Source organism: Ramlibacter sp. WS9, from assembly GCF_003797765.1.
In the GTDB taxonomy this organism is placed as follows: Bacteria; Pseudomonadota; Gammaproteobacteria; order Burkholderiales; family Burkholderiaceae_C; genus Ramlibacter.
Window position 1 is genome coordinate 70,554 of record NZ_RKMB01000018.1, and the last position, 25,896, is coordinate 96,449.

The following is a 25,896-nucleotide window of genomic DNA, read 5'->3' on the forward strand; positions in this document are numbered from 1 at the left end:
GTCGCCTAGCCCTTCTCCGGAATCGGGTTCCTGAACCCCAGGTTCAACAGATTCCACGCATTGATCGACGCAATGCAGAACCCGAGTTCGGCGATCTCTTCGTTGGTGAAGTGCGCCTTGAGCTTCTCGAACTCCTCATCGCTCGTCGCATGATGCGAGCGAGATGTGACGGCTTCGGCCCAGTTCAGCGCGGCGCGCTCGCGGTCGCTGAAGAAGGGCGCCTCGCGCCAGCCGGCCACGGCGTTCAGGTGGCGCGGGTCGGCGTCGAGCTTGATCAGGTCGCGCCAGTGCATGTCGATGCAGAAGCCGCAGCCGTTGATCTGCGAGACGCGCAGGAGCACCAGGTCGGTGAGGCGCGCGCCGAGCAAATCCTTGCGCACCGCGCCGGAGAAATTCAGCAACGCCTGGAAAGCCTTGGGCGCGAGTTGGTAATAGGGCAGACGGGGAGACATCGACATGACGAGAGCCTTTCGGTTGTAATGGCGGCCACACCATTGTGGCCGCTCATACCATCAAGACGCACCGGCTCCGCGTTTTGTGACAGGCCCGTCAGCCCCATAAGCACATCAGCCGGCGAGCACGTCCTTCAGGTACACGCTGTGCGACAGGCCTGCGTGGATCTGGCGTGTCGGCTCGTCGACAAAAACTTCCTCCGCACCTTCGGCGATGGCCTTGTAAGCCTGGGCCACCACGTCTTGCGGCGTGGTCTTGGGTGCGTCAAAGCCGCGCGCCATGTCGGTGTCGATGAAGCCCGCGTGCAAGCCGACGACCTGCGTGCCCTGCGCCCGCAGTTCCAGCCGCAGTTCGTTGGTGAGGCCCCATGCCGCGGCCTTCGTTACTGCGTAGGCGCCGAGCGCCGGTGCGCCCACCCAGCTCACGATCGACAGGATGTTGAGGATGGCGCCACCGCCGTTCTTGCCGAGCGTCGCCGCGAAAGCGTGGCTCAGGTTGAACATGCCGAACAAGTTGGTCTCCATCTGTTCGCGCAACAAGGCGGCCGGGTCGCCTTCGACCACACCGCCCAGCCGCGCGATGCCGGCGTTGTTGACCAAGAGCGTGACGTCGGCGCACTGGCTGGCTACCGTGGCCACGTCATCCGCGCTGGTGACGTCCAGCTTGACGGGGATCACGCCCGCCAGCGTGATTTTGGACGGGTCGCGTGCGCCCGCGTAAACCTTCCTGGCCCCTGCGGCCAGTGCCTGCTTGGCGAATTCCAGGCCCAGGCCGCGATTGGCACCGGTGATGAGGACAACAGAACCTTCGAGCTTCATGACGACTTTCCTTTCGCGCTGAGCGCATTTGACAAAAATATGATGGTGGCAATATTCGAGGTCGTGGCTGAAGGCGAGAGGTGGTCAGCGACGTGGAGAAGAAGAGGAGGCGGGCGGCTGCTCAGGCGCCGTAACGCGCGAGCAGTTCGTTCTTGGTGGAGGCAAGCACGGCGCGGCCTTCGGGCGTCTCGCCCAAAGCGCGCGAGAGCTGCACTGCACCGATCAGCGTGCTGGCGATCGCCCATGCGGATGCGCGCGGCACGCCCTTGGGGAGAACCGATGTCACTCGCTTGTGCAGGCTGTGGATGACGCGGCGTGAGGCTTCGCCCACCTCGGCCACCTGGCGCGATGCCTCCTGGCACACCGCGGGCAAGGGGCAGCCATGCTCGCTGTCGGCCACGTGGTCCGGCGAGAGGTAGCACTCGATGAATGCGCGGAAGGGGCTCATGCCACTCTTGACCAGCAACGCCATCTGGTCGCCGATGGCGTCCGAGCTGGTGGAGCCGGCCCGCACCAGTGCCTCGGACACCAAGGCATCGCGCGAAGGGAAGTGCGCGTAGAAGCCGCCGTGCGTCAGGCCGGCTTCCTTCATGATGTCCGCGACGCTCACCCCGCGCACACCCGAACGGCGCAGCGCACGAGACGCGGCGTCGACGATTCGTTCACGGGATTCGGAGGCCTTGCGGCCGGTCAGCGTCATCTTGATTCCTGAATATGACGGCAATCATAATCAAGAATCGAGTGCGGCGCACAGACCGCTTCCACTGCAGGGGCATCCCGGATCTACTGCAGCGGCGGGATGTGTGCCAGCTTGTCCGGGTTGCGCACCGAGTAGATGCCGACGATGCGCTCACCGTCCGTCACGCAGCAGGTGGCGGACTCGACCTTTCCATCGATGTAGCGCAGCAGCCCGGGTTCGCCGTTGATCAACGCCAGGCGATAGGTGAGGTGCTCGCCGAAACGCAGCGCCGACGCGAAGAACACATTGGCGATGCGGTCGGCGCCGTGCATGGCGACGCTGAATGCCGTCGCCTTGCCACCGCCGTCGCCCACCAGTTCCACGTCGTCGGCCAGCAGGGCCTTGATGGCCTCGCGTTCGCCGCTGCGTGCGGCCTGCATGAACTTCTCCAACACGCGGCGATGGGCATCGCGAGGCACGTCGAACCGCGGGCGTTCCGCCTGCACCCGTTCGGCGGCGCGGTGCACGATCTGGCGGCAAGCCGCCTCGCTCTTGCCAAGCAGCTTGGCAATGTCGCCATAGTCGTGGTCGAACACCTGGTGCAGCAGAAAGGCGGCGCGTTCCTCGGGCGCCAGACGCTCCAGCACCCACATCAACGCCACCGACACCTCACCCGCCAGCTCCGCAGCAGATTCAGGCGTGTTGTGGTCGATCTCCGCCACCATCGGCTCGGGCAGCCACATGCCCACATAGGCTTCGCGCTCGGTCTTGGCGGCGCGCAGCCGGTCGATCGACAGGCGCGTGACGACAGTGACGAGCCACGCCTCTGCCGATTGGAGCTCGGCCGCGTCGGTCTTGCTCCAGCGGAGCCAGGCGTCCTGCAGCACGTCCTCTGCGTCGGCGCGCGTGCCGAGCATGCGGTAGGCGATGCCGAAGAGGCGGGGCCGCAGGGCGGCGAAAGGGTCGGGAGTGGTGCTCATATTGGCAAGACGGCCCGGTGAGCGGTTTGTGACACCCCCGCCCGCGTCGAGCTCAAAAATGTACTGTTATCTGGACAAAATCGCCAGTTTTTCAGAGAATGCACAGAATAATGGACATTTCAAAAAACCCCCAGGAACTCGGCGAAGCGGTCCGCCGGTTCCGCCGCGCCCGCAAGCTGACCCAGGTGCAAGTGTCCCACCTCTCCGGCCGCAGCCGGGACATCCTCTATCGCCTGGAGCAGGGCAAGGACGTGAGCGTCAGCGCGCTGATGGACATCGTGCGTGCGATGGGCGCATCGCTGGAGCTGCGTACCGCCGGCCTGCCGACACTGGAAGAAATGCGCGAGCGGTTTGCCGGGGACGACGACGATGCTGCCTGACAAGGTCCGCACCCTCGAAGTAGACATCGCTGGTCAACACGGCGGGCAGCTCGTCCGCGACTCGCAATATGTCTTCACCTACCGCCGGGACGATCCGGCGCAGTCCTCCGTCGGCCTGTTGATGCCCTCCACGCGGCTCGCCTACCAGGACACCGCGCTGTTCCCGGTGATGGACCAGAACCTGCCGGAAGGCTATCTCTACCAGCGCATCCGCGCCGAATTTCCCAAGCGGGCCCTGACACCGATGCACCTGCTCGCACTCATGGGCAGCAACGGCATCGGCCGCCTTGGTTTCCGTCTGCCCGAAGCACCGCCGGCGCAGCAGCCGCGCGTCATCGACCGCGCGCAAATCCTCGCGGCGCCTGCCGGTGCGCAACTGTTCGAAGATCTGGTCCACGCCTATCTTTCCACCGGCGCGGGGCTGGCCGGCATCCAGCCGAAGATCATGGTGCCGGACCGGGCCACGTGGCCCGTACCCAACCTGATCGTGAAGATGGGCAGCGACGCGTATCCCGGCATCGCCGCCAATGAATTCCTGTGCCTCTCGGCCGCCCGGCGTGCCGGCATCGAGGTGCCGGGGTTCGAGCTGTCGCACAGCGGCGAGTTGCTGGTGCTCGAGCGCTTCGACGTCCTGGAGGACGGCCGGCGCCTGGGCTTCGAGGACATCGCCGCGCTGATGGGACTGCAGGTCCACGGCATCCACGACGGGGAGCGCAAGTATGTGCGCAGCTACCAGGCCGTGGCCGAAGTGCTCAACGCCATCAACCTGCCCCGCAGCGACCTGGCCCGGTTCTACGAGCAGGTGGCCTTGACGGTGATGGTCCGCAATGGTGACGGGCACCTCAAGAACTACGGGGTGCTGTACGACGAAGCTGTCGGCGCGCGGCTGGCGCCGATGTTCGACGTGGTGACCACGTCGATCTACAAGTACTCGCACAGCTTCAACGGCCCGCCGCAGGAAGACCACACGCTGGCCCTGAAGTTCTTCCGCGGCCACCATGCCAGCAAGGCTTACCCGACGACACAGGAGCTTCTGCGGTTCGGCACGGACGTGTGCGGTGTTCGCAAACCCGGTGACGTGGTTCAGCGGATCGCGCAGGCCATGCACGAGACACTGGTTCTTGCGAAGCAGGATGAACGCATCCCGCATGACACGCTGGAAAAAATGGGCGAAGCATGGCGGCATGGGCTGGCCTACGCAGCGGCCCCGTGAATCGCGGCTGCGGAACATAATCGCCGCTCCTGACGCACCCATCCCAAGGAAGATCATGGCAAATATCGCATTTCTCGGCACCGGCCTGCTTGGCAGCGCCTTCGCCGAAGCCGCCGCCAAACGCGGCGACACGGTCACAGCATGGAACCGTTCCCCCGGCAAGGTTGAGCAGTTGGCGGCCTTCGGCGTCAAGGCGGCCGCCACGCCGGCTGATGCCGTACGCGGCGCGTCCCGCGTGCACCTGGTGCTCAAGGACGACGCCGTCGTCGAAGACGTGATCGGCGCCGCGCGCGCGGGCCTGTCGCCCGACACGGTGCTGATCGACCACACCACCACGTTGCCCGCGCTCACCGCGGCCCGCGTGGAACGCCTCAACGCGCAGGGCGTGAAGTACCTGCACTGCCCCGTGTTCATGGGCCCGCCCGCGGCGCGCAACGCGCAGGGTTCGATGATGGCCGCTGGGCCCAAGGCACTGTTCGACAGCGTGCAGGCGCAGCTGGCGCCCATGACCGGCAAGCTCGAATTCATGGGCGAGCGCGGCGACCTGGCCGCCATCCACAAGCTTTTCGGCAACGCGGCCATCATCGGCCTCTCGGGCGTGATCGCCGACGTGCTGACGCTCGCGCAAGCCAGCAACGTCGAGGGCATGGACGCCATCAAGCTGCTGAGCTGGCTGGACCTGAACGCCATGGTGGCCAACCGTGGCGGCAAGATGGCCAAGGGCGACTTCACGCCCAGCTTCGAACTGGCGATGGCGCGCAAGGATTTGCGGCTTATGCTGGAGACCTGCGGCAGCCGTCCGATGGCGGCGTTGCCCGCGGTGGCCGCGCGCATGGATGAGTTGATTGCCGAAGGCCGTGGCGAAGAAGACTTCACCATCATGGCGGTCGACGCCGCCAAGCGAGGCTGAGCATCATGAGCACCTCCAACACCACCTCCAGTATTTCCACCGGGCTGCAACTGAGGTCGCTGGTCACCCCGGAAGGCCGTCTCGAGATTTCGCTGGCCGACGTTCCCACGCCTGAGCCTGCTGCCGACGAAGTGGTCGTTCGCATCGAAGCGTCGCCGCTCAACCCGTCCGACATCGGCCTGCTGTTCGGGCCGGCGGACATCACGACGGCGCAACTCTCGGGCACCGCGACGCACCCGGTCGTCACGATGCAGATTCCGCCCGCCGCGATGAAGAGCCAAGGGGCGCGCCTAGGCCAACCGATGCCTGTCGGCAACGAGGGCGCAGGGGTGGTCGTCGCCGCCGGTTCGTCCGCTGCGGCGCAGGCGCTCTTGGGCAAGACGGTCGCCGTGCTCGGTGGCGCCATGTACGCGCAATACCGCTGCATCAAGGAAGAGCAATGCCTGGTGTTGCCCGATGGCACGGCGCCCGCCGACGGCGCATCGTGCTTCGTCAACCCGCTCACTGCACTTGGCATGGTGGAGACGATGAAGCGCGAGGGCCACAAGGCGATCGTGCATACGGCGGCCGCGTCCAACCTGGGCCAGATGCTGAACAAGATCTGCATGAAGGATGGCGTCGCGCTGGTCAACGTCGTGCGCAAACCCGACCAGGTGGCGTTGCTGAAGTCGCTCGGCGCAAAGCACGTGTGCGATACGTCATCGCCCACGTTCATGGAAGACCTGACGCAGGCACTCGTCGAGACCGGCGCCACGCTGGCCTTCGACGCCACCGGCGGCGGCAAGCTCGCCGGTCAGATCCTCTCGTGCATGGAGACCGCGCTCAATCGCACGGCCAAGGAATACAGCCGCTACGGATCGACCACGCACAAGCAGGTGTACCTCTACGGCGGGCTCGACACCGGGCCGACCGAGTTCGTGCGCAACTTCGGCATGGCGTGGGGCATGGGTGGGTGGCTGCTGTTCCCTTTCCTGCAGCGCGTCGGCCCGCACGCGGCGCAGGCGCTGCGGCAACGCGTCGTCGCCGAACTGAAGACGACGTTCGCCAGCAGCTATTCGAAAGAGATTTCCCTGGCGCAGGCGCTGCAGCCTGAGGAGATCGCGGTGTACGGGCAACGCTCGACGGGCACCAAGTTCCTGATCAATCCGAACAAGACATGAAATTCACCACCTTCTCCGCCATCGCCGCCGCCGTCTTCGTCTTGCAGGCTGCGCACGCCCAGACGCCCGCCAAGACGGTCAACCGTGACCAGCTGCGCGTGTGCATGAATTCCGAAAGCGACCTGGCCGCGCGGCGCCAGGCCATGGACGCGCGCAACAAGGTCAACAACGAAGAGGCGGCCGCGATCCGCGCCGAGCAGCAGGAGCTGACAGAAGAACGCAAGCGCATCGGCGAAGACGACGCCACGAAGATCGAGCGATTCATGAATCGCCGTGCGAAGCCGCACAACGCGCGAGTGAAGGTCGCGCAGGACAAGGCCGAGGCCTTTCGCGTCGACCTGGAAGCCTTGAACAAGGCCCTCGTCGCGCACAACGATCAGTGCGGCGGCATTTCCTTCATGGCCGAAGACAAGGAAGCGATCCTGAAGGAACGCGAAGCGGCGAAGAAGCCCTAAGCGGCTCTATCGGAGGCCGATTGCGGCGCGCATCTTCTCGACCTGGTCGGCCGCGGGCGCGACGAAGCTGAACTGCGGCCCCAGGTCGAGCGCCACGGCGAGCGGCTTGGAGGGTGACGACAAGCCCTGGAACAGGGCCACGGCTTTCTTGATCTGCGCATCGGACACGCTGGGGTGAACGTACAGGCCGAAGCCGACGCTCGTGCCCTTGGTGGGGATCACCACCAGCCGCGCGGCGTGGATGGCTTCGAAGCGGCCGGCGAGCCCTTTCAGGCTGGTGTTGAGCGCCAGGTTCTCGCGCGTGACGATGCCGGCCCACGATTGCTCCTCCCAAGCGAACGCGGCCTTGGCGATCAGGCCCTGCTGGCCCACCGCTGCCTGCGCCGCGACGTCTTCGATGTTGCCGCACAGGCCCTCGGCCCGGCCGATCGCGGTCTCCACGCCGGCGGTGGTGCCGAAGCATTTGGACCGCTGCATGCGCTCCAGGATGGCCTTTTGCTCGGCGGCCGGCAAGCTCTTGAGGGGCACGGCGCCTGCGTCGGGCTTGGCGCCCGGCACGACGGCGGTGATGGCCAGCACCGCGGGCTGGATGGGTTCGTTGTTGACGACGGCCGGCTTGAAGCCGCTCATCAAACCGATCACGGAATTGACGTACGCCCAGCAATAGGGCGCGCGGCCCGACGAGGTGATGTCGTCCACGCGCTTGATCGTATAGATGGGCGCGGCGGGCAGGCCCGTGCGGCTCATGAAGGTGTGGATCTCCTGCTCGGCCAGGGCACTCTGGTGCGCCGCCTCGCCGCGGAAGAGTTGCGGATTGAGGTACGCGCCACCTTCGCATGCCTGGGCCCAGGCGTGGGACGAGACAGCGGTGGCGGCCAGCAGCAGGGCGGCGCGAAAGATGCGGATGGTCGGCATAGGTTTCTTCCTTGGCACGTGTTGAAACCACGGTTGAACGATTTGTTACAACGTTAGCAGAATACATGCCACTGTCCCGCTAGGGCAAACCAGCGGGAGCAGGAAACCACTCAGCCCATAAGCTAATTTGATTCATGCCGCGCCAAGGCGCACGCGGCGGCGGCCTAGAGGCTGGCGAAAATCAGGCCCACGCCCACCACCGCCAGCACCGCGTGACCAATGACGATCGGCTTGGGCAGCGGCAGGCGCTTGTCGTGGAAGTTCAGGTTGAGGTAAACACCCCCCAGCGCGGCCAACACCAGCAGGCCCATGCCGATCCAGGTCAAGCGCGGGATGCCATAGGCGAATCCGGCGAACAGCAGCAGCGTGAGTGCACTGCCCGCCAGCAGGCCATGCACCATCGCGAGCCATGAAGGCGGCCGCTCCGCACCGGCGAAGCGCTGGAAGGCCATCAGCAACCCGCCGGCCGCCGTGATGGCGAGCAGGGCGAGCGCGGTTTGAATCATCAGCTTCGAGTCCATGAGGCAGATCCTTTCTTGTTCGGTGTTCTGTCCCCTCACTGCGGAGTCTAGGCGCCAACCACCGGCCAAACAGGCTGCGCGTGTAGGACGGGGGCCCGCCAATCGGTTCAGCCTGCGTTCAGGCAAGCATTTGCATGATGTGCTCCATACCAAACCCAGGAGCTTCCATGAAACGCCTCGCCCTTGTCTCCATGCTCGCTGCCGCCGCGGTGGGCGCTCACGCGGAAACCTTCATCGACCATGCGCGCGTGCGCAGCGTCGAGCCGCAATACGAGAGCGTTAGCGTTCCGCGCAACGAATGCACCAGCCAGTGGGTCAACGAAACCCGGCCCACGGGCGGTCAGAACTACGGCGGCGCCGTGGTCGGCGGTGTCGCGGGCGCCCTGCTGGGCAACCAGGTCGGCAAGGGCCATGGCCGCGAAGCGGCAACGGCCGTCGGCGCGGTGGTGGGCGCTTTCACCGGCGATCGCATCGCCAACGGTGACCGGCGCGACCAGTACGAAGTGGTCCAGCGCGAAGTGCAGACCTGCCGCACGGTTAACGAGATGCAGGCCCGCATCGCCGGCTACCGCGTCGGCTACGAGTACCGCGGCCAGCACTACACCACGCTGATGCGCGACAAGCCGGGCCCGGACCTGCAGGTGCGCGTGTCGGTCGACCCTGTTGTCCAGTAGTACCATGCGCTCCAGACTCTGGCTGTTGCCGTTGCACATGAACCTGTTCGTCCTGCCGCTTTGCGCCGCGTTGCTGTTGTTGTCCGCGCCCGCCTGGGCCGACATCAGCCGCGACGAAGCCGCGGCGGTGGCGCAGCAGGCGACCAGCGGCCGCGTGCTGTCCGTCGACCGCACCGAGGCGGGCGGGCGCGTGGTCTGGCGCGTCAAGATCCTCACCGCGCGGGGCGAGGTGAGGGTGATCCTGGTCGATGCGGCCACCGGCAGGATGCTCTAGGTGCGGCTGCTGTTGATCGAAGACGAGGCCGCCCTGCGGGCCGGCCTGGCAGCGCAGCTCGAGGCCGATGGCTACCGCGTCGACCAGGCGGTGGACGGCGAGGACGGCCTGTTCCAGGCGCGCGAATATCCGATGGACCTCGCCATCGTCGACCTGGGCCTGCCCAAGCTCAACGGCCTCACCGTCGTGCAGCGCCTGCGCGCCGACGGCCGCACCATGCCCATCCTCATCCTCACCGCGCGCGGCAGCTGGCAGGACAAGGTGGTGGGCCTCGAAGCGGGCGCTGACGATTACCTGGTCAAGCCTTTCGAATACCCGGAGTTGGCGGCGCGCGTGAAAGCGCTATTGCGGCGCTCGCTCAAGGCCACGTCGGATGTGCTCACGCTGGGACCCATCGCCCTCGATTTCTCGGCACAGGTGGCAAAACTGAATGGCGAGGTGCTCGAGCTCACCGCGTTCGAATACCGCCTGCTCGAGTTCCTGGTGCGTGAGCGGGCGCGCGTCGTCACCAAGCAGGAGCTGTCGGACTATCTCTACCCGCACGACGAAGACCGCGACAGCAACGTCCTCGAAGTGCTGATCGGCCGGCTGCGCCGCAAACTCGACCCCGACGGCACCCTGGCGCCGATCGAAACGCTGCGCGGGCGCGGCTACCGCTTCACGCTCGGATGAGGGTCTTCGACTCCATCCGCACCCGCCTCATCCTGGGGGCCACGCTGGTGCTGGTGGCGTTCGTTGCGGGCGCGGGGTTCGCGGTGCAGCAAGCCCATGCGGACAGCGTTCGCGCCGCGCGGTTCGCGCAGTTGCAAAGCACGGTCTACCTGTTGCTGGCGGGCGCGGAAGTCGACGACAGCGGCACGCTGGTGATGCCGCCCTCGTTCCCCGAACCGCGCCTGTCGTTGCCGGGCTCGGGGCTTTACGCCAAGGTCGTCAACACAGCGAAGGGCGAGGAATGGCAGTCGCCGTCCACGGTCGGCCTCTCTCCGCCATTCCAGCGGAGCGTGCCCGTGGGCGAATGGCGAAACGAAACACTCACCGAGTCGGGCCGGGCGTTCCTGGCAGTGACCTACGGCGTGAGCTGGGCCGGCAGCAAACAGGCCGCGCCGTTGGTGCTCTCCGTGCTGGAAGACAGGGCCGAGTTCGACCGCGAAATCGCGATCTTTGAGAAAACCCTGTGGACATGGCTGGGCGGCGCTGTCGTGTTGCTGCTCTTGTCGCAGACGATCCTGCTCGAATGGGGCCTGGGCCCGCTTCGGCGCGTGATTGGTGAGATGCGCCGCATCGAAAACGGCGAGCAGGCCGAGGTCGAAGGGCGGTATCCCGCGGAGATCGCGGCGCTCACGGGCAACCTCAACACATTGATCCGGCAGGAGCGCGTGCGCCAGACGCGCTACAAGGAGGCCCTGAGCTTTTTGGCGCACAGCCTCAAGACGCCGCTGGCCGTGCTGCGCACCGCGCTCAGCCAGCCGGCGCAACTGCCCGCCGCCGTGACCGAGCAGGTGGCGCGGATGGACGACATCGTGCAGCACCAGCTCGCGCGCGCGGCGGCGAGCGGCTCGGCGCGATTCGTTCCGCACCTCGCGCTGGCGCCGGTGCTGCATCGCATCCGCGACTCGCTGGCCAAGGTGTACGCGGCCAAGAACCTGCGAATCACCATCGACTGCGCGGCCGATGTGAGCTGGCGCATCGACGAAGGCGATGCGTTCGAGATGTTCGGCAACCTGTTGGACAACGCCTCCAAATGGGCGCGCAACCGTGTGACGGCGCGAGTCTGGCGCGAAGCCGGCGGCTTGCGCATCTGCATTGACGACGACGGCCCGGGTTTCACCGACACGCAATCGATCCTGCAACTGCACGTGCGGGCCGACGAGAAGGTGCCGGGCCACGGCGTGGGCCTGGCCGTGGTCAACGACCTGGTGGCCAGCCACCACGGCAATCTCAGTTTGTCGCGCTCCGATGAGGGCGGCGCGCGCGTTGACATTTCTTTACCTTCGGCGTGAAACGGGCCTGAATCGGTTCAGGTTGCGTTCATGGAGCGGGGCGCAAGATGACTCCACCTTAACAAGGAGCTCACCATGAAATCTCTGTCTACCGCTAAGTTCGTCGCAGTGGCCGCCCTGGCGGTCGCAGGTTTCGGCGCCGTGACCGCCGCCCACGCTCGCACCGATGTCGTGCTGCAGATCGGCGTGCCGATCTACTCGCAGCCCGTCTATTCGCAGCCCGCGCCGGTCTACTACGAGCCGGCCCCGGTCTACGTGCAGCCCCGCAGCTACTACGTGCAGCCGGCACCGGTCTACAACCAGTACCGCTACGACAACCGCGGCGTGCGCTACATCAACCACGACTGGGAGCGCCGCCATCACGGCGATTGGCAAGCGCGCCGCTATGGCCCGAACGGCGACCTGGACCGCGACGGCATCGCGAATCGCAATGACCGCGACCGCGACGGCGACGGCGTGCGCAACCACCGCGACCGCGACCCCAACAACGGTTACCGCTATTGATAGGCCTCTGGCGATGCCCGATGACGGGCATCGCCAGAGCGGCCGGCCGCCTACTCCCGGTTCCGCTGCCGCCCTACAGAGGCTCAGCGTTGAGCGGGTCACCATCGAACCAGCGGCAATCTCACCAGGGTCACGCCGGCCCCAACAGTCCGGCCACTCCCACATCCGAGGAACCCATCATGAAAACATCCCCCTCCGCCTTTCGTCACCGCATGTCGGTTCCCTTTCGAGGCCCCGTCACGGCGCTTTTCCTGGCGTTGCCAGGCGCGTTCGTCGCTTCGGCGTTGCCTGTCGCCGCGATTGCCCAGCCCGCTGCGGCCGAGGTACGTTTGCTGACCGTGCGCAGCGACGGAGATCTCGGACCGGGCTCACGCCTGACCTTCCGGGCGGTGGCCAGCCCGCGTGCACAAGTGGCCGTTCGCGTGCGGGGCGTGCGTGAAAGAATCGCCCTGCGCGAGATACAGCCCGGAATCTATCTTGCGCGCTACACCATCAAGCGGGGCGAGGTGATCGAGGCCGACCGCGAAGTCCGCGTCACCGTGCGCCAGGGCAATCGCACGGCCGCTGCGGACTACACCCTGGCCGAGGTCATGGCGGCTCCGCCGGTGGCCGTCACGCCGCAACCCCTTCCCCCGCCGCCGCCTCCGCCGCTGCGCATCGAGCGCTTCGGCGTCACGCCGGTCGAACGCCTCGAGCCCGGCGCGGAACTTCGCTTCGCGCTCGAAGGCGCGCCCGGCGCCGCCGTGATCGTCGACCTGCCCGGCGTCGCCAACGACGTGGCCCTGCGTGAAACCCGTCCGGGCCACTACGAAGGTGCCTACACATTGCGGCGTTCGGACAACCTCAATGTGTCCCGCCCGATCGTGGCGACGCTGCGGATCGGCGAACGAGTGGTGACAGCCAACCTGGCGGTGCCGCTGGTTCAGCCGCAGGCGGACAACCGCCCACCGCAGGTGGTGAACATTTCGCCTCGCGACGGTGACGCCTTGCCGGGCGGGCCGGTCCAGATCTCCGGCAATTTCGAGGACCGCGGCGGCAGCGGGGTCGACCCGGCCAGCGTGCGCATCCTGATTTCCGGCCGCAACGTGACACCCGATGCACAGGTGACGCCCAACTCGTTCAACTTGCGGGCCAGCCTGCCGCCGGGACGGCACGCCGTCGAAGTCACGGCGCGTGACCGTGCCGGCAACGCCGTGCGGCGCGACTGGAGCTTCGAAGTGAGTGGCGGCGTGGTGCCCGTGGCCCTGCCGCTGCAGGTGACGAGCCCCGGCAATGGCGCGAGCATCGATGGCGCTACGACGGTGACTGGGCGCACCGCGCCATTCGCAACCGTTCAGGCCAAGGTGGATGCGAGTCTGCGGATCCAGACCGGCTTCGGCGTGGACCAACAGGTGTTCTCGCAGACACTTCAGGCCGACGGCAACGGCAACTTCTCGTTCACGTTCTCGCCGCGGTTGCCATTGGCGGGCACACGCTACGAAGTCACCGTGGCGGCGACGAAAGCCGGTGTGACGAGCGAAACCCGCATGACGCTGCATCAACGCTAGCTTCTACCCGCTCAGTCGTCAGAAAGAGCCCGGCAGCCGCCGGGCTCTTTTACGGGAGCGCTAGACTGTGCCGATGCAACTTCGACGCCTCGGCCGTTCGGCCCTTCAAGTCTCTCCCTTGTGCCTCGGCGGCAACGTCTTCGGCTGGACGGCCGATGAGAAGACCTCGTTCTCCATCCTCGATGCGTGGGTGGACGCGGGCTTCAACTTCATCGACACCGCCGACGTCTATTCGCGCTGGGCGCCCGGCCATGGCGGCGGCGAATCGGAGGCCGTCATCGGCCGCTGGCTCAAGCAGGGCGGCGGCGCGCGGCGCGACCGCGTCGTCATCGCGACGAAGGTGGGCATGGACATGGGCGACGGCAAGACGGGCCTTTCACCGAAATGGATACGGCAGGCGGTGGACGATTCGCTGCGCCGCCTGAACGTCGATCGCATCGATCTCTACCAGACCCACAAGGACGACGCCGACACGCCGCTCGAAGCCACGCTCGAGACGTTTGCGGAACTGGTGGCCAAGGGCAAGGTGGGCGCGATTGGCGCCTCCAACTACACGGCCGCGCGCTTGAGCGAAGCGCTGGACACCAGCCGCCGGCTCGGCGTGCCGCGCTACGAAAGCCTGCAGCCCCTCTACAACCTGTACGACCGTGCTGTGTTCGAGAAGGAATTGCGGCCGTTGTGCGTCAAGGAAGAGATCGGCGTGTTCAGCTTCTATGCGCTGGCCGCCGGCTTCCTTTCCGGCAAGTACCGCAAGCCGGAAGACGCGGGCAAGAGCGCGCGCGGCGCCGGCAGCGTCAAGAAGTACCTGAACGAGCGCGGGCTGAAGATACTCGCCGCGCTGGACGAAGCCGCGCAGCGCACAGGCACCACCCCTGCGCGCGTCGCCATCGCCTGGGTGATGGCGCAGCCCGGCGTGACCGCGCCCATCGCCAGCGCGAGCACGCTGGAGCAGTTGGACGAATTGATCGAAGCTTCGCAGATGGTGCTGGATGCCGCGACGTTGGACTTGCTGAACCGGGCCAGCGCAGAGGGTTGAACCCGGATGTCATTGCGGACTTGATCCGCCGGCTCACGCGCGCGCGCGCAGCCAGGTGCCGTGCGCGTGCACGCCACGCGCGTGCCTTCGCGGACCGAGTTGTGCATGCTCGACCGGCACGGTTTCACCGGTGGCCGGGTCGCGCGTGGCGGCGCGCGACAGCATGGTCTGCGCGGCTTCGGCCAGCCGCTGCGCCTCATGCAGCAGGTCCTCCACCGCCGAATGGTCGCGCTCCATCAGCACCACACCGACGCCGATGTCGGCGCGGACCTGGATGGTGCGGCCCTCCGGTCCGTTGACCTGCATGGGGCGGCGCAGGCTGCTGGCCACGCGCAGGCCCAGCGTGCGGACGTCGGCTCGCGAGTGGATCGTCTCCACCAGTGCGACGAAGCAGCGATCCCAGTAGCGGCCCACCGGGTTGACCGGCCCCACCTGCCTCTGCAGGCGCTCGGCCAGGTGCACATACATCTCGTTCAAGCCGGCGGTGCCGGCCTGCGCGACGATGCGATCGGGCTTGAAAACCAGGACGGCGATGATGGCGCCTTCGCGCCGCGTGAGGCGCCTGCGAGCTTGCGCGCGCAGCAGTTTGCGCACGAAGGGCAGGCCGCCCGGCAGTTTGGTGACGGGGTCGAACTGCGACTCGACGGCTTCGACGCCGCGAGCGCGCCGCTCGTGCTGGTTGCGCTTCCAGAGCATGAAGCCGATCACGGTGACGCACGCAACGCAGAAGACGGCCATGAAGGCCTGTGCGGTGGAGCCGATGCCGGGCAGCGCCAGCGCAACCGCGTAGAGGCCGCCGACCGCGGGCAGCATCGCCAGACAGCCGATCGCGATGCCCAGGGCGAGCGAGTCGCCGAGCATCCAGGCGCGCACCGAAACCCAGACCACCAGCGCGGTGTTCAGCACCACGATCGCGGCCGCGGCGGGCAGCTGCTGCGTGGACGGCAGCAGCAGGCAGAGCAGCCCTGCCGGCAGTGCGACGGCGGCAGCGCCGCGCAGGCTCACATCCATCAGGCGGTCGCGTTGCCGTGCGGCCAGCCAGTCATGCACCCAGTAGTCACCGAGGAAAACGCACAGCGGTCCGATGAGGACCCGCGCCGGCCGCAGCGCCTCCGCGTCGAGTTGCGGGGCCAGGGTGGTGAGCAGTCCGCTCAGGATCACCACGAAGAGAAGGGCAGAGAAGTTGTAGGCGGCGCCCTGGGCGGCCGCTTTGGTGCGCACCAGTACCCAATCGACCAGGCACACCATGACCACCAGGGCAATTGCGCCGGCGGCTGCGCTCCAGATGGCGACGTCTAGCGCGGTCATGTGTCGCCCCAGTTTGCGCGAGCGGGCCGGACCGGTCAAGCAGGCGGCAGGGTTACTTGCGATCGGACGGGTAGCCGGGGCGGATACGCGTCTTCCTCACAACGCCGGAGGCATCGAACAACACCACGAGTTCCGTGGCTGTGCGGCTCGTGCGGTCGGCGCCCGGCCAACGGTATACCCAGACCTCGTAGCCGCTGTCGAAGTGAACGACAGTGGCCTTGCCGAGCGTGGCAGCGACATCGCCCTGGTTTTTCCCGGCGACGGACTGGCTCGCGGCCTGCGGCGAGACGCCGGCCGTGCGCACGACACCCGGCGTGCTCTCGGTGATCGCACCATCCCCCGCGCAGCCTGCGAGCAGTAGCCCACCCGCGATGGACGTGAGGGCGTGCAGCGAGCGGGTCATGGCCGGTCGTCCATGTACTCGAACTCCACCAGCGTGTCGTCGGGCCAGCTTCGGTCGCCCAGCGGCAGGAAGTAGGTTCGGTCCACCAGCACTTCGCAATCGCAGAAGGGCAGGTCGTTCTTCAGGCCCGGGTCGTCACTCGCGCCCGCGTAGAGTTGTTGGATCGGCAGGCTTTCGCGCCGCCCGCCCGCGGCAAGCGCCACGTTGAACACCGGCCGGTCGGCGAAGAAAAGGTACTGCGTGTCCTTCCGGTCGCAGTAGCTCTTGGGATCGCTGAACAGGTTGGTGAGCCGGCCGAGCGCACCCGTGTTGGAGACCAGGTCTGCCTCGAGGCCGACGAGGCACTCCAGCCGCATGTCGCCCAGACGGCGCGTGTTGGGCGGCAGGCCGGGCGTGCGGATGTCGGTGCGCCAGGTCATCGTCAGCTTCTTGCGGTTCGGCGACACGATGGCGTTTTCGGCGATGGCTTTGCGATCGCGCTGCAGCGTGAATGTCTGGTCCGCGGCGATGGGGACTTCATAGGCAAAAGTGGATCCGACCACTTCCAGCAGCACATGGGACAGGTCGGTACTCTGGCGGCGCGGCAGCAGCTTGAAGCGCAGCACGGCGTTCGGCGCCATTGCTGGACGCAGGCGCTCGAACAGGTCCATGCCCTGGACCATTTTTCGATAGGATTTCTCGACCGGGTCGCGCGCGGCGGCTGTCACGGTGACCGGCGGCAACGAACCGGCGGATTTTTTTTCTTGCGCGCCAACGGCAATGCACGCCGAGGCCAGCGCGATCAGCACTGCGACGCGGGGGAGCAATGTGCGCTGCAAGGCGAAGGCGCAAAAAAAAGGCCCAGGCACGCGAGGCGAGCCCGGGCCGTGGGACTTAGCGCTTGTCCTTGCCCACCTCGTTGCCGACGACACCGCCGACGGCGGCGCCACCCAGTGTGCCCAGGGCACTGCCGCCCGTCAGCACGGAGCCGGCCACTGCGCCGACGCCGGCGCCCACGGCGACGTTCTTCTCACGCTGGGTCATGTTGGAGCAGCCGGTCATCGCGATCAGCGAAACAGCGGCCACGGTGGTGACAGCAAAAGATTTGATCGTATTCATGTCTTCCCTTTCGGAACGGATAAGGAAAGTTCAGGATAGGGCGCGCACGACCGCGCAGGGTGAGTGGATGGCGCCAGCATGTGTAGGAGCGTGTCTCGGACTCAAGTGCGGCGCTGCGGCTCAGCGTTTCGCCAGTGCGGAGTTATTCCGCGGCGATCAACCGAACGGCACGCCTTTGACGTGCGCCGGTATGGCGGCGCCCAACTGCTGCAGCAGAGTCGCGGTAACGTCCTCGGTCGTCACCGGGGGCAGGCGCCGGCCCGCTTCGAAGCCGGGCCCGCGCGCCAGCACGAACCCTTCGCACGAGTGGCCGCCGGTGCGAAAGAACGGCATGGGCCCGATGCGCCCGTGCACCGGGTGATCCACCACGTCGGTTTCGATCTCGCGCCACACCACCATCAGGTCGGCAGCGGAAAGGTTCGCACCGTCCCACGGTGTCTGCCGCACGCGGATGATCTCTTCGGCCATCGGCTCGCCGCTGCGCGCATCGACCAGCTCACCGAGCATGCGCGCGATCTCATCGCCCACGCGCTGGAAATCCTCGGGGGCGATGCCCTGCGCTGCGTCGCGGCCGGCGACGTTGATCCGCACCAGGCCTTCGGAATAACCCGGCAGCGAAAACGCCCGCATCGCCGGCCACTGGCGGCGATACCAGTTGCCTGGGTCCCAATCGAGCGGGTCGTCCATGGCCTCTTGTTCGTAGGGGGACTCCAGCACAGCTTGGCCATGGGGTGTGCGCTGGTCCCAGACTTCCTCGCGCCAGTGGCGTGAATAGTCCAGCCGCGATGGGGGCAGCGGTTCGCCGGCGGCGCCGCCGGCGAATGCCGCTTCGCCCTGGCTCCATCGGTAAATGAGCTCCGGCAGGAACACCATCGAGCAGATGTCGAGCGTGTTGCTCTGCATGCCATGCGGGGAAAAAACGATGATGCGGGCGTCTTCCCCGGCCTGGTCGAGGAGGAGGCCCAGGTCGGCATCGATGGCCTGCACCACGTCCAGGATGAAATTGCTGCCGGCGTTGCGCTGCAGTTCCGCCAGCGGACCGGCAGCTTGGCTGAGGTGCCAGAACAGGTGGCCTGCCGTATGCACTTCGGCGTACGCGCACATCAGCAGGTCCCAGCGCTCCATTCGCATCAGATCCAGGATGATCGCGGTGCGCTGGTGCACCGCGGCCACGAGCCGGTCTCGCGTCAGGCGCATCTGGTCCATGTCGTAGATGCTGGGGATGCGGTACGACATCGTCTGTGTGCCGTCGTCCGCCTCATGCTCGCTGTCGTACAAAGGGTGGCGTCCATGGCGCGCGATCAGTTCGGCGAGCAGCCCGGGCGGCGACGATTGGCGCAGGATCTGGTTGACCTCGGTGCCCCAGCCGAGCAACTGGACGCCGTTGACGTCCGGCACTTGCTGAGTCAGCGGAATGTCGAAGATGGCGACACGGCGGTCCGGGCCCAGCGCGTAAAAGGGCGGGTACTTCCTGAATTCGTAAGACGCCCGCTCGGTGAAGCTGAAGGCCTGCGCGTCATAGTCCTGGTGGCCCCATTCGTCGCTGGTGTCGACCTGGCACCCCTGCAGCAACGTCAGCCAGCTGCTCTCGGTACGGTTCAGGCTGGTGTTCGTCTGGCGGGCGTAGAGGCCATCGCGAGCGAGCCGTGCGAGTGTGGGCAAACGGCCTTCGGCGAGCCAGCCTTCCAGCAACTGCGGACCGAGGGCGTCCAGGCCGATGGCGATCACCGGCGAGCGTTGCATTGTCTTTGCTTGGGCCACGTCTTGCTCTCTTCTTGTCAATAGCCGAATGCGTAGGGTTGGATGGCGTCGTACCGGCCGCTCGCGGCGAGCTGCGCCGCCTGCTCCAGCCACGCCCCCATCCGGAAATTCACCTGCACTTCGAAGTCGCCCTGCACCCGGCGGTGATAGGCCAGCGCGTCGTCGATCACGGCGGCGGCCTGCGAGGGCCGGTCGGATTGCGCATGGATCGCCGCGAGGACCATCGAAGCATTGAGCGATTCGACCGGGAACGTCTCGGGCCTTTCGCGGTGGACCCGTTCGAGCGCGACGCGCGCTTCGGCGAGCCGGCCCGCACGGTACGCCATGTAGCCGCTGAACCAGGGGTAGCGCAGGCACCCGGGTTCACGTGCCATGGCGCAACGCAGGCGCAGCCCGTACCAGTCGTCTTTTTCTTTCTGGCGCCGCAAGTCCGGGTAGTGCCGCAGACGCACCTGGGGCGCCCATGCCGCCGTCTCGTTCGAGCGGCGCAGGCTGGGCTGGGCGGTGTCGTGGATCAGGCCGCTATGGTGATGGCCCTTGCGGAAAAAGCACAGCTTGTAGTCTTCCACCAAAGCGTCCTGGCCGACGTCGGTGGTCCATGCGCAGAACAGCCCGGCCGGCAGGCCCGCATCGGGCTGCGACATGAGCGCCTTCAGCTCTTCGCGGTCGATGCGCTCGTCGGCATCCAGCGTCAACAGCCAGGGCGTGCGCAGCAGGTCGAAACCTCGATTGCGCTGTGTTGACAGCGCGAAGCATTCAGCGGCATCGAGCTCGGCCTGCAGCGCGGTGATCCCGAAGTGCTCGGACAGCAGCTCCCGCGTGCGATCGGTCGACCCGGTGTCCACGATGACCACCTCCGCAAAAAGGTCGACGATGGGCCGAAGGCTCGCCACAACGTTCGCTTCCTCATTCTTCACCAACATGCACAGGCCGATATCCAGCATTCGCTTGTCGCTCATCCATCCCAGGAGCTCGTTCATACCACACGCGACCGTCGAAGCCGAAAGTTCGCAACCTGGGAACTGATGGGGCATGGGCACAAGTGAAATAATGGCCCGCACAACCTCAGGAGACTCGCATGCGCTTCGGTTCCCGCTGGCTGGCCGTTCTGGCCGGCGCCGCCCTGTCCACTTCACTCGCCATCGCCCAGACTTACCCCAACAAGCCGATCAAGGCGGTGGTGCCTTTCGCGCCCGGCAGCGCGACCGACCAGATCGGCCGGGCGTTTGCCACCAAGATGTCGGAAACGCTGGGCCAGACCATCGTGGTGGACAACAAGCCCGGCGTGAACGGCATGCTGGGCGCGGACGCGGTGGCCAAGTCGGCGCCCGACGGCTACACCATCCTCATCGGCACCAACAGCACCAACGCGGCGCTCAAGAGCCTGATGAAGAAGCTGCCCTACGACCAGGACACGGCGTTTACACCGGTGGCGTACATGGGATCGGTGCCGCTGATCGTGGCCGTCAACAACGACGTGCCGGCCAAGACCCTGCGCGAACTGGTGGACCTGGCCAAGGCCAAGCCGAATCACGTGACGTTCGCCAGCGCCAGCACCTCGCAGCTGGTGTCGACCGAGATGCTTGCGAGCATGGCCGGCATCCAGATGACCAACGTGCCCTATAAGAGCGGCCCGGCGGCGATGACCGACCTGATCGGCGGCCAGGTGATGCTGTTCACGGCCGACTTCGCCGTGATGCTGCCGCAGGTCAAGGGCGGCAAGATCCGCGGGCTCGCCGTGACGTCGACGAAGCGCTCGCCCGCGATCCCCGAGCTGCCCACGGTCAACGAGGCGCTGGGGCTGAAGGACTACGAGCTGATCGCGTACTTCGCGGTGTTCGCACCGGCCGGCACGCCGCCGGACGTCATCGCCAAGCTCAACGCCGCCGTCAATGCGGCTGCGTTGAGCAAGGACGTTCAGGAGAAGTTCGCCGCCATCGGCTTCACCGTCGAGGCCGGTTCACCCGAAGCGCTGGCGCAGCGCAACAAGGTCGAAACCGCCAAGTGGGCCAAGGCAATCCGCGACGCGAAGATCGAGCCGCAATAACCAACGGGCTGTCACGGTTCTTTCACGTTCCCGGGAGACAGTGATGAGCTTTGGTCCGAAAGTGGCCTCTTTTCACCCGGAAACAACTATGAAAATCAAGTTACTGGTTGCCTCGCTCGCGCTTGGCCTCGTTTACGCCTGCGGCGGCGGCGACCCGCTCAAGACCCTCACAGGCGAAGCCCCGCTGGTGATCGGGCACCGCGGCTCCCCCGGCACGTTGCCGGAACACACGCTGGAAGGCTATACGCTCGCCATCCAGCAAGGCGCCGATTACGTCGAGCCGGATCTGACGCTTACGAAGGACGGCGTGCTGATCGCCCGGCACGAGCCGGTGCTGGATGGCACGACGGACATCGCGAGCAAGTTCCCCGCGTCGCGCAAGACCACCAAGAACCTGGACGGCGTGTCCACCTCGGCGTACTTCGCGAGCGACTTCACGCTGGCGGAAATCAAGACGCTGCGCGCGGTGCAGGCCTCGGCCTCGCGCTCGCATGCCTTCGATGGGCAATACAGCATCCCGACGCTCGACGAAGTGATCGCGCTGGTGAAGTCGGAGTCGGCCAAGGTAGGCCGCACGGTCGGCATCTATCCCGAAATCAAGCATTCGACTTTCCACGCCACCGTGGCGGGTTTCGGCGCGAACGTGATCGAGGACAAGCTCGTCGCCACGTTGCACGCCGCGTACAGCAACAGCGCGAGCGCGCCCGTGTTCATCCAGTCGTTCGAAGTTTCCAACCTGCAGTACCTGCGCTCCAAGACCGCCATCCGGCTGGTGCAGCTGATCGACGCGGACGACGTGAACGCCGACGGCAGCATGTCATTGGTCGCCCCTTACCGCCAGCCGTACGACTTCGTCGTGAAGGGCGATGCGCGCACGTTTGCCGACCTGCTCACACCCGCCGGCCTGGACTTCGTGAAGACCTATGCCAACGCGGTGGGCCCGTGGAAGCCGTACCTGGTCAAGACCGTGAACGACGGCGTCGAGCGCACCGGTGACAGCACGCTCACCATCAACGACCGCCGCGTCGACGGCAGCACAGGCGTCGTGGAAGCAGCCCACGCGCGCGGCCTGCTCGTGCACACCTGGACTTTCCGCAACGATTCGAGCGGCTACGGTTTCAAGGATCCGCAGGCCGAAATGGAGTACTACATGCGGTTGGGTGTGGACGGCCTGTTCACGGACTTCACCGCCACCGGCGTCGCGGCGAAGAACGCCGCTCTTCGCTGACGCGTCCCGACAGATGTCATTGCGGGCTCTTGTTCCGCAATCCATGACTTTGCTTTCGACGGTGGTTGGCGCACCCGCTCTGGCGCGACCGCGAATGGACCTGCGCCCGACCCACCCCAACCACCGGCCGAGTCCAGCGTGCGGGTTTGCAATCGTTGCGCGCCAATGTTGTCTCTGAGCGTCAGGCGGTATCCGGCAGGGCCGATCTCAGCGAAGTCGGCGCAAAGCGGCGACCGACACAGTGTGAGGCCCTGCCGGGTGCCGCCTGACGCGATGCGAGGAAGAGGAAGTCCGGAAGTCATGGATTGCGGATCGAGTCCGCAATGACAACCGCACTCACGAGTCAAAGGTTCGGATAGTTCGCGAACAGCTCCGCTGCCCAATCGACGAACGCGCGGGTCTTGGCGCTCAGGTGGCGGTTGGGCGGGTACACCACGTGCAGCGGGATGCTCGGACGTGACCAATCCGCTAGCACTTGCACCAGTTGCCCGGTTGCGAGATAGGGTGTCACCGCGAACTGCGCGGCTTGCGAGATGCCCAGCCCGGCGACCAAAGCCTCGGTGTGCGCATTGCTGCAGTTGACCGACACCTTGTAGGTGCCGACCAGTTCCACCACTTCGTCGCCCTTGTTGAACACTTCCGGATGGAAGCGGCCCGTTCGCGCGGAGAAGAAGCCCACGGTGGTGTGGCCCTTCTCCAGGTCGTTCGGGTGCTGTGGCACGCCATGGCGCTTGAGGTAGTCCGGTGAAGCGACGGTGATGAGCCGCAGGTTGGCGATGCGCCTGGCCACCAGCGATTGCTCGATCAGGTCGCCGCCGCGCAGTACGCAGTCGACGTTGTCGCTGATCAGGTCGACCGGCCGGTCGCTCACGCCCAGGTCGAGCTGGATGTCGGGGTAGCGCTGGTAGAACTTGGGCAATGCGGGGATGACGATGAGGCGCGCGATGGACGCGCCGACGTCCACCCGGAGCCGCCCGCTGGGATTGGCCTGCGCATTGGTCATGCTGGCCTCGATGTCGTCGAGGTCGTTCAACAGGCGCGTAGTGCGTTCGTAATAGGCCGCGCCATCGGGCGTCACGGTGACGCGCCGCGTCGTTCGATTGAGCAGCCTGACCTTGAGCCGCGCTTCCAGGTGCTGCACCAGCTTGGTCACGGTGCCTTTGGGCAGTTCGAGCGACTCTGCGGCCTTGGTGAAGGTGCCCGCCTCCACCACCCGCGCGAAGACCCGCATGGTTTGAATCTGGTCCATTGATCTTCCTGTTCTTGCTTGTTCGCCCTGTTGGGTCGCATTGTTCTCCGTTTGGAAACAGAGAACTGGCAGGAGGCCTCTTTATCCGCATGACCCACATGCCTATATTCCAACCATGTCAACTCGCCCTGCATCCGCTGCAACCTCCGCTATCGCGGAAGCCGATACCACGATCGATGTGGCCGGTCGCGCAATGCAGGCGCCGGGGTTGAAAGCGCGCATTTACGGGAAACGCAAGCCTGGAAGCGCCGCACCCCTGGTGCTGCACTTCCATGGCGGCGCCTTCGTCAGCGGCGACCTGGACAGCGGCGCGTGCATGGCGCGCCTGTTGGCCGAAGTGGGCGCGGTCGTGGTCTCCGTGGCTTATCCGCTGGCGCCCGAGCATCGCTTCCCCGAGGCGGTAGAAGCAGGCTATGCGGCCCTGGAGTGGGTCTACAAACAACGCAACAAGCTGGGCGGCAAGGGCGCGCCCGTCTATTTGGCAGGCGACGAGGCGGGCGGCAACCTGGCCGCGGCCGTGGCGTTGGTGGCGCGAGACCGCGGCCATCCGCCGCTGGCCGGGCAGATCCTCGTCGCGCCGATGCTCGATCCGTGCGTGGGTACAGCGTCATTGCGCGAGACGCAGGAATGCATGGCCGGCTGCAAATGGGCCGACGGCTGGCAGCAATACCTGCGTGGCCCGATGGACGCCGAGCACCCGTACGCGGTGCCGGGCAAGGCCACGCGTCTGGTCGGCCTGCCGCCGGCGCTGATCTTGACCGGCGCGGACGATCCGATGCGCGACGAAGCGATGGCCTATGCGCAACGCCTGCGCGACGCCGGCATCGCCGTCACCAGTAACCTCATGCCGACGCAAACCGGTTGGCCCGATTCGCTCACCGAACCGCCGACGCAGGAGTGTCCGTGCGCGGTGGGCGTGAAAAAGCACCTGAGCGCGTTCTTCGCGCAGGCCACGCCGCCGCCTTCGTAGTCCCAGTCATCCATCCGCATTGCGCCTTCCCGGTGATCCGCCGGGCAGGACGAACTCATCCCAAAAAAGGAAGAAACCATGACCAACAACCTCAAGAACACCAATCAGCGGCGCGTGTGGACCTCCGTCGGCGTGCTCACCGCACTCACCGCCATTGCCTCCGCGCTGTTCGGCATCAACAGCCCCTCCGCGCAAGCCACGGCCAGCAACGCGCCACAGGCCACGCCGGTTTCCGTCGCGTCGGTCAGCGAGAGCGAAGTCACGGCGTGGGACGAGTTCTCGGGCCGCCTGGAAGCCGTCGAGCGGGTGGACGTGCGATCGCGCGTCGCCGGTGCGGTGCAGGCCGTGCATTTCCGCGAAGGCACGCTGGTGAAGAAGGGCGACCTGCTGATCACCATCGACCCCGCGCCGTACGCGGCGGACGTCGAACGTGCCGAGGCGCAAGTCGCCGCCGCGCAGGCACGCGTCACCAATACGCAGAGCGACCATGCGCGCGCCCAGCGCCTGTGGGACGACCGCGCCATCTCGCAGCGCGAGTTCGAAGACAGGCTGAACGCCATGCGCGAAGCGGAGGCCAACCTGCGCGCGGCGCAGGCGCAGCGGGAAACCACGCGGCTCAACCTCAGCTACACGCAGGTGCGCGCGCCGGTATCGGGCCGCATCGGCCGGCTGGAAGTGACCGTCGGCAACCTTGTCGCGGCCGGCCCTGGCGCGCCGGTGCTGACCACGTTGGTGTCCGTGAGCCCGATCTACGCCAGCTTCGACACCGACGAACAGATCGTCGTGCGCGCTCTGGGCAGCCTGCCCAGCGGCTCCAGCGCGCGGGCGCAGATCGAACGCATCCCCGTGCAGATGGGCACATCGGCCCAGGCCGACACGCCGTACCAGGGCCATCTGCAACTGATCGACAACCAGGTCGACGCCAAGAGCGGCACCGTGCGCGTGCGCGCGGCCTTCGACAACAAAGACGGCACGCTCATCCCGGGGCAGTTCGCGCGCATCCGCATGGGCCAGGCGCAGAACGTCAAGGCGCTGCTGGTGAACGAGCGCGCGGTGGGCACCGACCAGAACAAGAAGTTCGTGCTGGTGGTGGGAGCCGACAACAAGGCGGAATACCGTGAAGTGACACTGGGCGCATCGGTCAACGGCCTGCGCGTCGTCAAGTCCGGCCTGAAGACCGGAGAGCGCATCGTCGTCAACGGCTTGCAGCGCGTGCGGCCGGGGGCGCTGGTGCAGCCCAACGCGGTGAGCATGGAAGCCAAGGCCGAAGTCCCGGCCGCCAAGGCCGCGACCAAGTCCTGAGCGGAGAAAAG

Annotated in this window: 29 protein-coding genes; 16 read left to right on the plus strand and 13 right to left on the minus strand. The window is 66.5% G+C overall.

Translation table 11 applies throughout. The features are described from left to right. Positions 1-5: 5 nt before the first annotated feature. The 4 genes from EEB15_RS23105 to EEB15_RS23120 form a co-directional block, all read right to left on the minus strand. On the minus strand, positions 6-458 hold the full coding sequence (locus EEB15_RS23105; RefSeq protein ID WP_141512302.1) for a carboxymuconolactone decarboxylase family protein: 453 nt from the start codon (positions 456-458) through the stop codon (positions 6-8). A gap of 108 nt (positions 459-566) precedes the next feature. Next, positions 567-1,271 (minus strand): SDR family oxidoreductase, encoded by a 705-nt coding sequence (locus EEB15_RS23110; RefSeq protein WP_141512303.1) that lies wholly within the window; start codon positions 1,269-1,271, stop codon positions 567-569. Between the two features lie 121 nt (positions 1,272-1,392). Beyond that, positions 1,393-1,971: a TetR/AcrR family transcriptional regulator gene (locus tag EEB15_RS23115; protein WP_141512304.1), complete on the minus strand. Its 579-nt coding sequence runs from the start codon at positions 1,969-1,971 to the stop codon at positions 1,393-1,395. 83 nt (positions 1,972-2,054) lie between these two features. After that, a complete protein-coding gene (locus tag EEB15_RS23120) occupies positions 2,055-2,930 on the minus strand; it encodes an RNA polymerase sigma-70 factor (protein WP_141512305.1) in 876 nt (291 codons plus the stop codon). Between the two features lie 110 nt (positions 2,931-3,040). Between EEB15_RS23120 and EEB15_RS23125 the strand changes: the two genes are divergently transcribed. From EEB15_RS23125 to EEB15_RS23145, 5 genes are read left to right on the plus strand one after another with little or no spacing between them, the layout of a single operon-like run. Then, positions 3,041-3,310: a helix-turn-helix domain-containing protein gene (locus EEB15_RS23125; protein WP_233259588.1), complete on the plus strand. Its 270-nt coding sequence runs from the start codon at positions 3,041-3,043 to the stop codon at positions 3,308-3,310. Beyond that, positions 3,300-4,523, plus strand: a complete 1,224-nt coding sequence (locus tag EEB15_RS23130) for a type II toxin-antitoxin system HipA family toxin (protein ID WP_141512307.1) — start codon at positions 3,300-3,302, stop codon at positions 4,521-4,523. Before EEB15_RS23125 ends, EEB15_RS23130 begins: the two co-directional genes overlap by 11 nt. Before the next feature lie 55 nt (positions 4,524-4,578). After that, the gene (locus tag EEB15_RS23135) at positions 4,579-5,433 is read left to right on the plus strand and encodes an NAD(P)-dependent oxidoreductase (protein WP_141512308.1); all 855 of its coding nucleotides are present in this window, start codon (positions 4,579-4,581) and stop codon (positions 5,431-5,433) included. Positions 5,434-5,438: 5 nt separating this feature from the next. Continuing rightward, entirely contained in the window at positions 5,439-6,593 is a 1,155-nt protein-coding gene (locus EEB15_RS23140) for a zinc-binding dehydrogenase (protein WP_141512309.1), read from the plus strand. Next, positions 6,590-7,048 carry a hypothetical protein gene (locus EEB15_RS23145; protein ID WP_141512310.1) on the plus strand — a complete coding sequence of 153 codons (459 nt, stop codon included), beginning with the start codon at positions 6,590-6,592 and terminating at the stop codon, positions 7,046-7,048. Before EEB15_RS23140 ends, EEB15_RS23145 begins: the two co-directional genes overlap by 4 nt. A gap of 6 nt (positions 7,049-7,054) precedes the next feature. Here the strand turns inward: EEB15_RS23145 and EEB15_RS23150 are convergent, their stop codons facing one another. Beyond that, complete coding sequence (locus tag EEB15_RS23150; RefSeq protein ID WP_141512311.1) at positions 7,055-7,963, minus strand: hypothetical protein; 909 nt, start codon at positions 7,961-7,963, stop codon at positions 7,055-7,057. Positions 7,964-8,127: 164 nt separating this feature from the next. Next, positions 8,128-8,484, minus strand: coding sequence for a hypothetical protein (locus EEB15_RS23155; protein WP_141512312.1), 357 nt, complete (start codon positions 8,482-8,484; stop codon positions 8,128-8,130). A gap of 167 nt (positions 8,485-8,651) precedes the next feature. On the opposite strand from EEB15_RS23155, the gene EEB15_RS23160 reads away from it, so the two are divergent. From EEB15_RS23160 to EEB15_RS23190, 7 genes are all read left to right on the plus strand, one after another. Continuing rightward, the gene (locus EEB15_RS23160) at positions 8,652-9,158 is read left to right on the plus strand and encodes a glycine zipper 2TM domain-containing protein (RefSeq protein WP_141512313.1); all 507 of its coding nucleotides are present in this window, start codon (positions 8,652-8,654) and stop codon (positions 9,156-9,158) included. Between the two features lie 4 nt (positions 9,159-9,162). Further along, positions 9,163-9,432 carry a PepSY domain-containing protein gene (locus EEB15_RS23165; RefSeq protein ID WP_141512314.1) on the plus strand — a complete coding sequence of 90 codons (270 nt, stop codon included), beginning with the start codon at positions 9,163-9,165 and terminating at the stop codon, positions 9,430-9,432. After that, on the plus strand, positions 9,433-10,104 hold the full coding sequence (locus EEB15_RS23170) for a response regulator transcription factor (RefSeq protein WP_141512315.1): 672 nt from the start codon (positions 9,433-9,435) through the stop codon (positions 10,102-10,104). Next, positions 10,101-11,432 (plus strand): ATP-binding protein, encoded by a 1,332-nt coding sequence (locus EEB15_RS23175; RefSeq protein WP_141512316.1) that lies wholly within the window; start codon positions 10,101-10,103, stop codon positions 11,430-11,432. The genes EEB15_RS23170 and EEB15_RS23175 overlap by 4 nt, the downstream gene beginning before the upstream one ends. Before the next feature lie 75 nt (positions 11,433-11,507). Continuing rightward, on the plus strand, positions 11,508-11,936 hold the full coding sequence (locus EEB15_RS23180) for a PXPV repeat protein (protein ID WP_141512317.1): 429 nt from the start codon (positions 11,508-11,510) through the stop codon (positions 11,934-11,936). Between the two features lie 179 nt (positions 11,937-12,115). Beyond that, entirely contained in the window at positions 12,116-13,483 is a 1,368-nt protein-coding gene (locus EEB15_RS23185; protein WP_141512318.1) for an Ig-like domain-containing protein, read from the plus strand. A gap of 73 nt (positions 13,484-13,556) precedes the next feature. Further along, positions 13,557-14,519, plus strand: coding sequence for an aldo/keto reductase (locus EEB15_RS23190; RefSeq protein ID WP_141512319.1), 963 nt, complete (start codon positions 13,557-13,559; stop codon positions 14,517-14,519). A gap of 33 nt (positions 14,520-14,552) precedes the next feature. Here the strand turns inward: EEB15_RS23190 and EEB15_RS23195 are convergent, their stop codons facing one another. The 6 genes from EEB15_RS23195 to EEB15_RS23220 all read right to left on the minus strand — a co-directional run bounded on the left by EEB15_RS23195 (position 14,553) and on the right by EEB15_RS23220 (position 20,069). Beyond that, positions 14,553-15,827 carry a diguanylate cyclase domain-containing protein gene (locus tag EEB15_RS23195; RefSeq protein WP_141512320.1) on the minus strand — a complete coding sequence of 425 codons (1,275 nt, stop codon included), beginning with the start codon at positions 15,825-15,827 and terminating at the stop codon, positions 14,553-14,555. A 52-nt stretch (positions 15,828-15,879) separates the two neighbouring features. Further along, positions 15,880-16,230 (minus strand): hypothetical protein, encoded by a 351-nt coding sequence (locus EEB15_RS23200; RefSeq protein ID WP_141512321.1) that lies wholly within the window; start codon positions 16,228-16,230, stop codon positions 15,880-15,882. After that, positions 16,227-17,036 (minus strand): hypothetical protein, encoded by an 810-nt coding sequence (locus EEB15_RS23205; RefSeq protein WP_233259589.1) that lies wholly within the window; start codon positions 17,034-17,036, stop codon positions 16,227-16,229. The genes EEB15_RS23200 and EEB15_RS23205 overlap by 4 nt, the downstream gene beginning before the upstream one ends. Before the next feature lie 67 nt (positions 17,037-17,103). Continuing rightward, positions 17,104-17,328, minus strand: coding sequence for a glycine zipper 2TM domain-containing protein (locus EEB15_RS23210; protein WP_141512322.1), 225 nt, complete (start codon positions 17,326-17,328; stop codon positions 17,104-17,106). Positions 17,329-17,484: 156 nt separating this feature from the next. Continuing rightward, positions 17,485-19,071, minus strand: coding sequence for an alkaline phosphatase family protein (locus EEB15_RS23215; protein ID WP_158290202.1), 1,587 nt, complete (start codon positions 19,069-19,071; stop codon positions 17,485-17,487). 35 nt (positions 19,072-19,106) lie between these two features. Further along, complete coding sequence (locus tag EEB15_RS23220; RefSeq protein WP_158290203.1) at positions 19,107-20,069, minus strand: glycosyltransferase; 963 nt, start codon at positions 20,067-20,069, stop codon at positions 19,107-19,109. Positions 20,070-20,167: 98 nt separating this feature from the next. Between EEB15_RS23220 and EEB15_RS23225 the strand changes: the two genes are divergently transcribed. Both EEB15_RS23225 and EEB15_RS23230 read left to right on the plus strand, forming a co-directional pair. Then, positions 20,168-21,136, plus strand: coding sequence for a tripartite tricarboxylate transporter substrate binding protein (locus EEB15_RS23225; protein WP_141512325.1), 969 nt, complete (start codon positions 20,168-20,170; stop codon positions 21,134-21,136). 88 nt (positions 21,137-21,224) lie between these two features. Next, positions 21,225-22,364 (plus strand): glycerophosphodiester phosphodiesterase, encoded by a 1,140-nt coding sequence (locus tag EEB15_RS23230; RefSeq protein WP_141512326.1) that lies wholly within the window; start codon positions 21,225-21,227, stop codon positions 22,362-22,364. Between the two features lie 343 nt (positions 22,365-22,707). Here the strand turns inward: EEB15_RS23230 and EEB15_RS23235 are convergent, their stop codons facing one another. Continuing rightward, positions 22,708-23,613: a LysR family transcriptional regulator gene (locus tag EEB15_RS23235; protein WP_141512327.1), complete on the minus strand. Its 906-nt coding sequence runs from the start codon at positions 23,611-23,613 to the stop codon at positions 22,708-22,710. Positions 23,614-23,728: 115 nt separating this feature from the next. Here EEB15_RS23235 and EEB15_RS23240 point away from each other — a divergent pair, with 115 nt between their 5' ends. Together EEB15_RS23240 and EEB15_RS23245 are read left to right on the plus strand one after the other, a co-directional pair. Next, entirely contained in the window at positions 23,729-24,583 is an 855-nt protein-coding gene (locus EEB15_RS23240) for an alpha/beta hydrolase (RefSeq protein WP_141512328.1), read from the plus strand. A 78-nt stretch (positions 24,584-24,661) separates the two neighbouring features. Further along, complete coding sequence (locus tag EEB15_RS23245; protein WP_141512329.1) at positions 24,662-25,885, plus strand: efflux RND transporter periplasmic adaptor subunit; 1,224 nt, start codon at positions 24,662-24,664, stop codon at positions 25,883-25,885. Positions 25,886-25,896 lie beyond the last annotated feature (11 nt).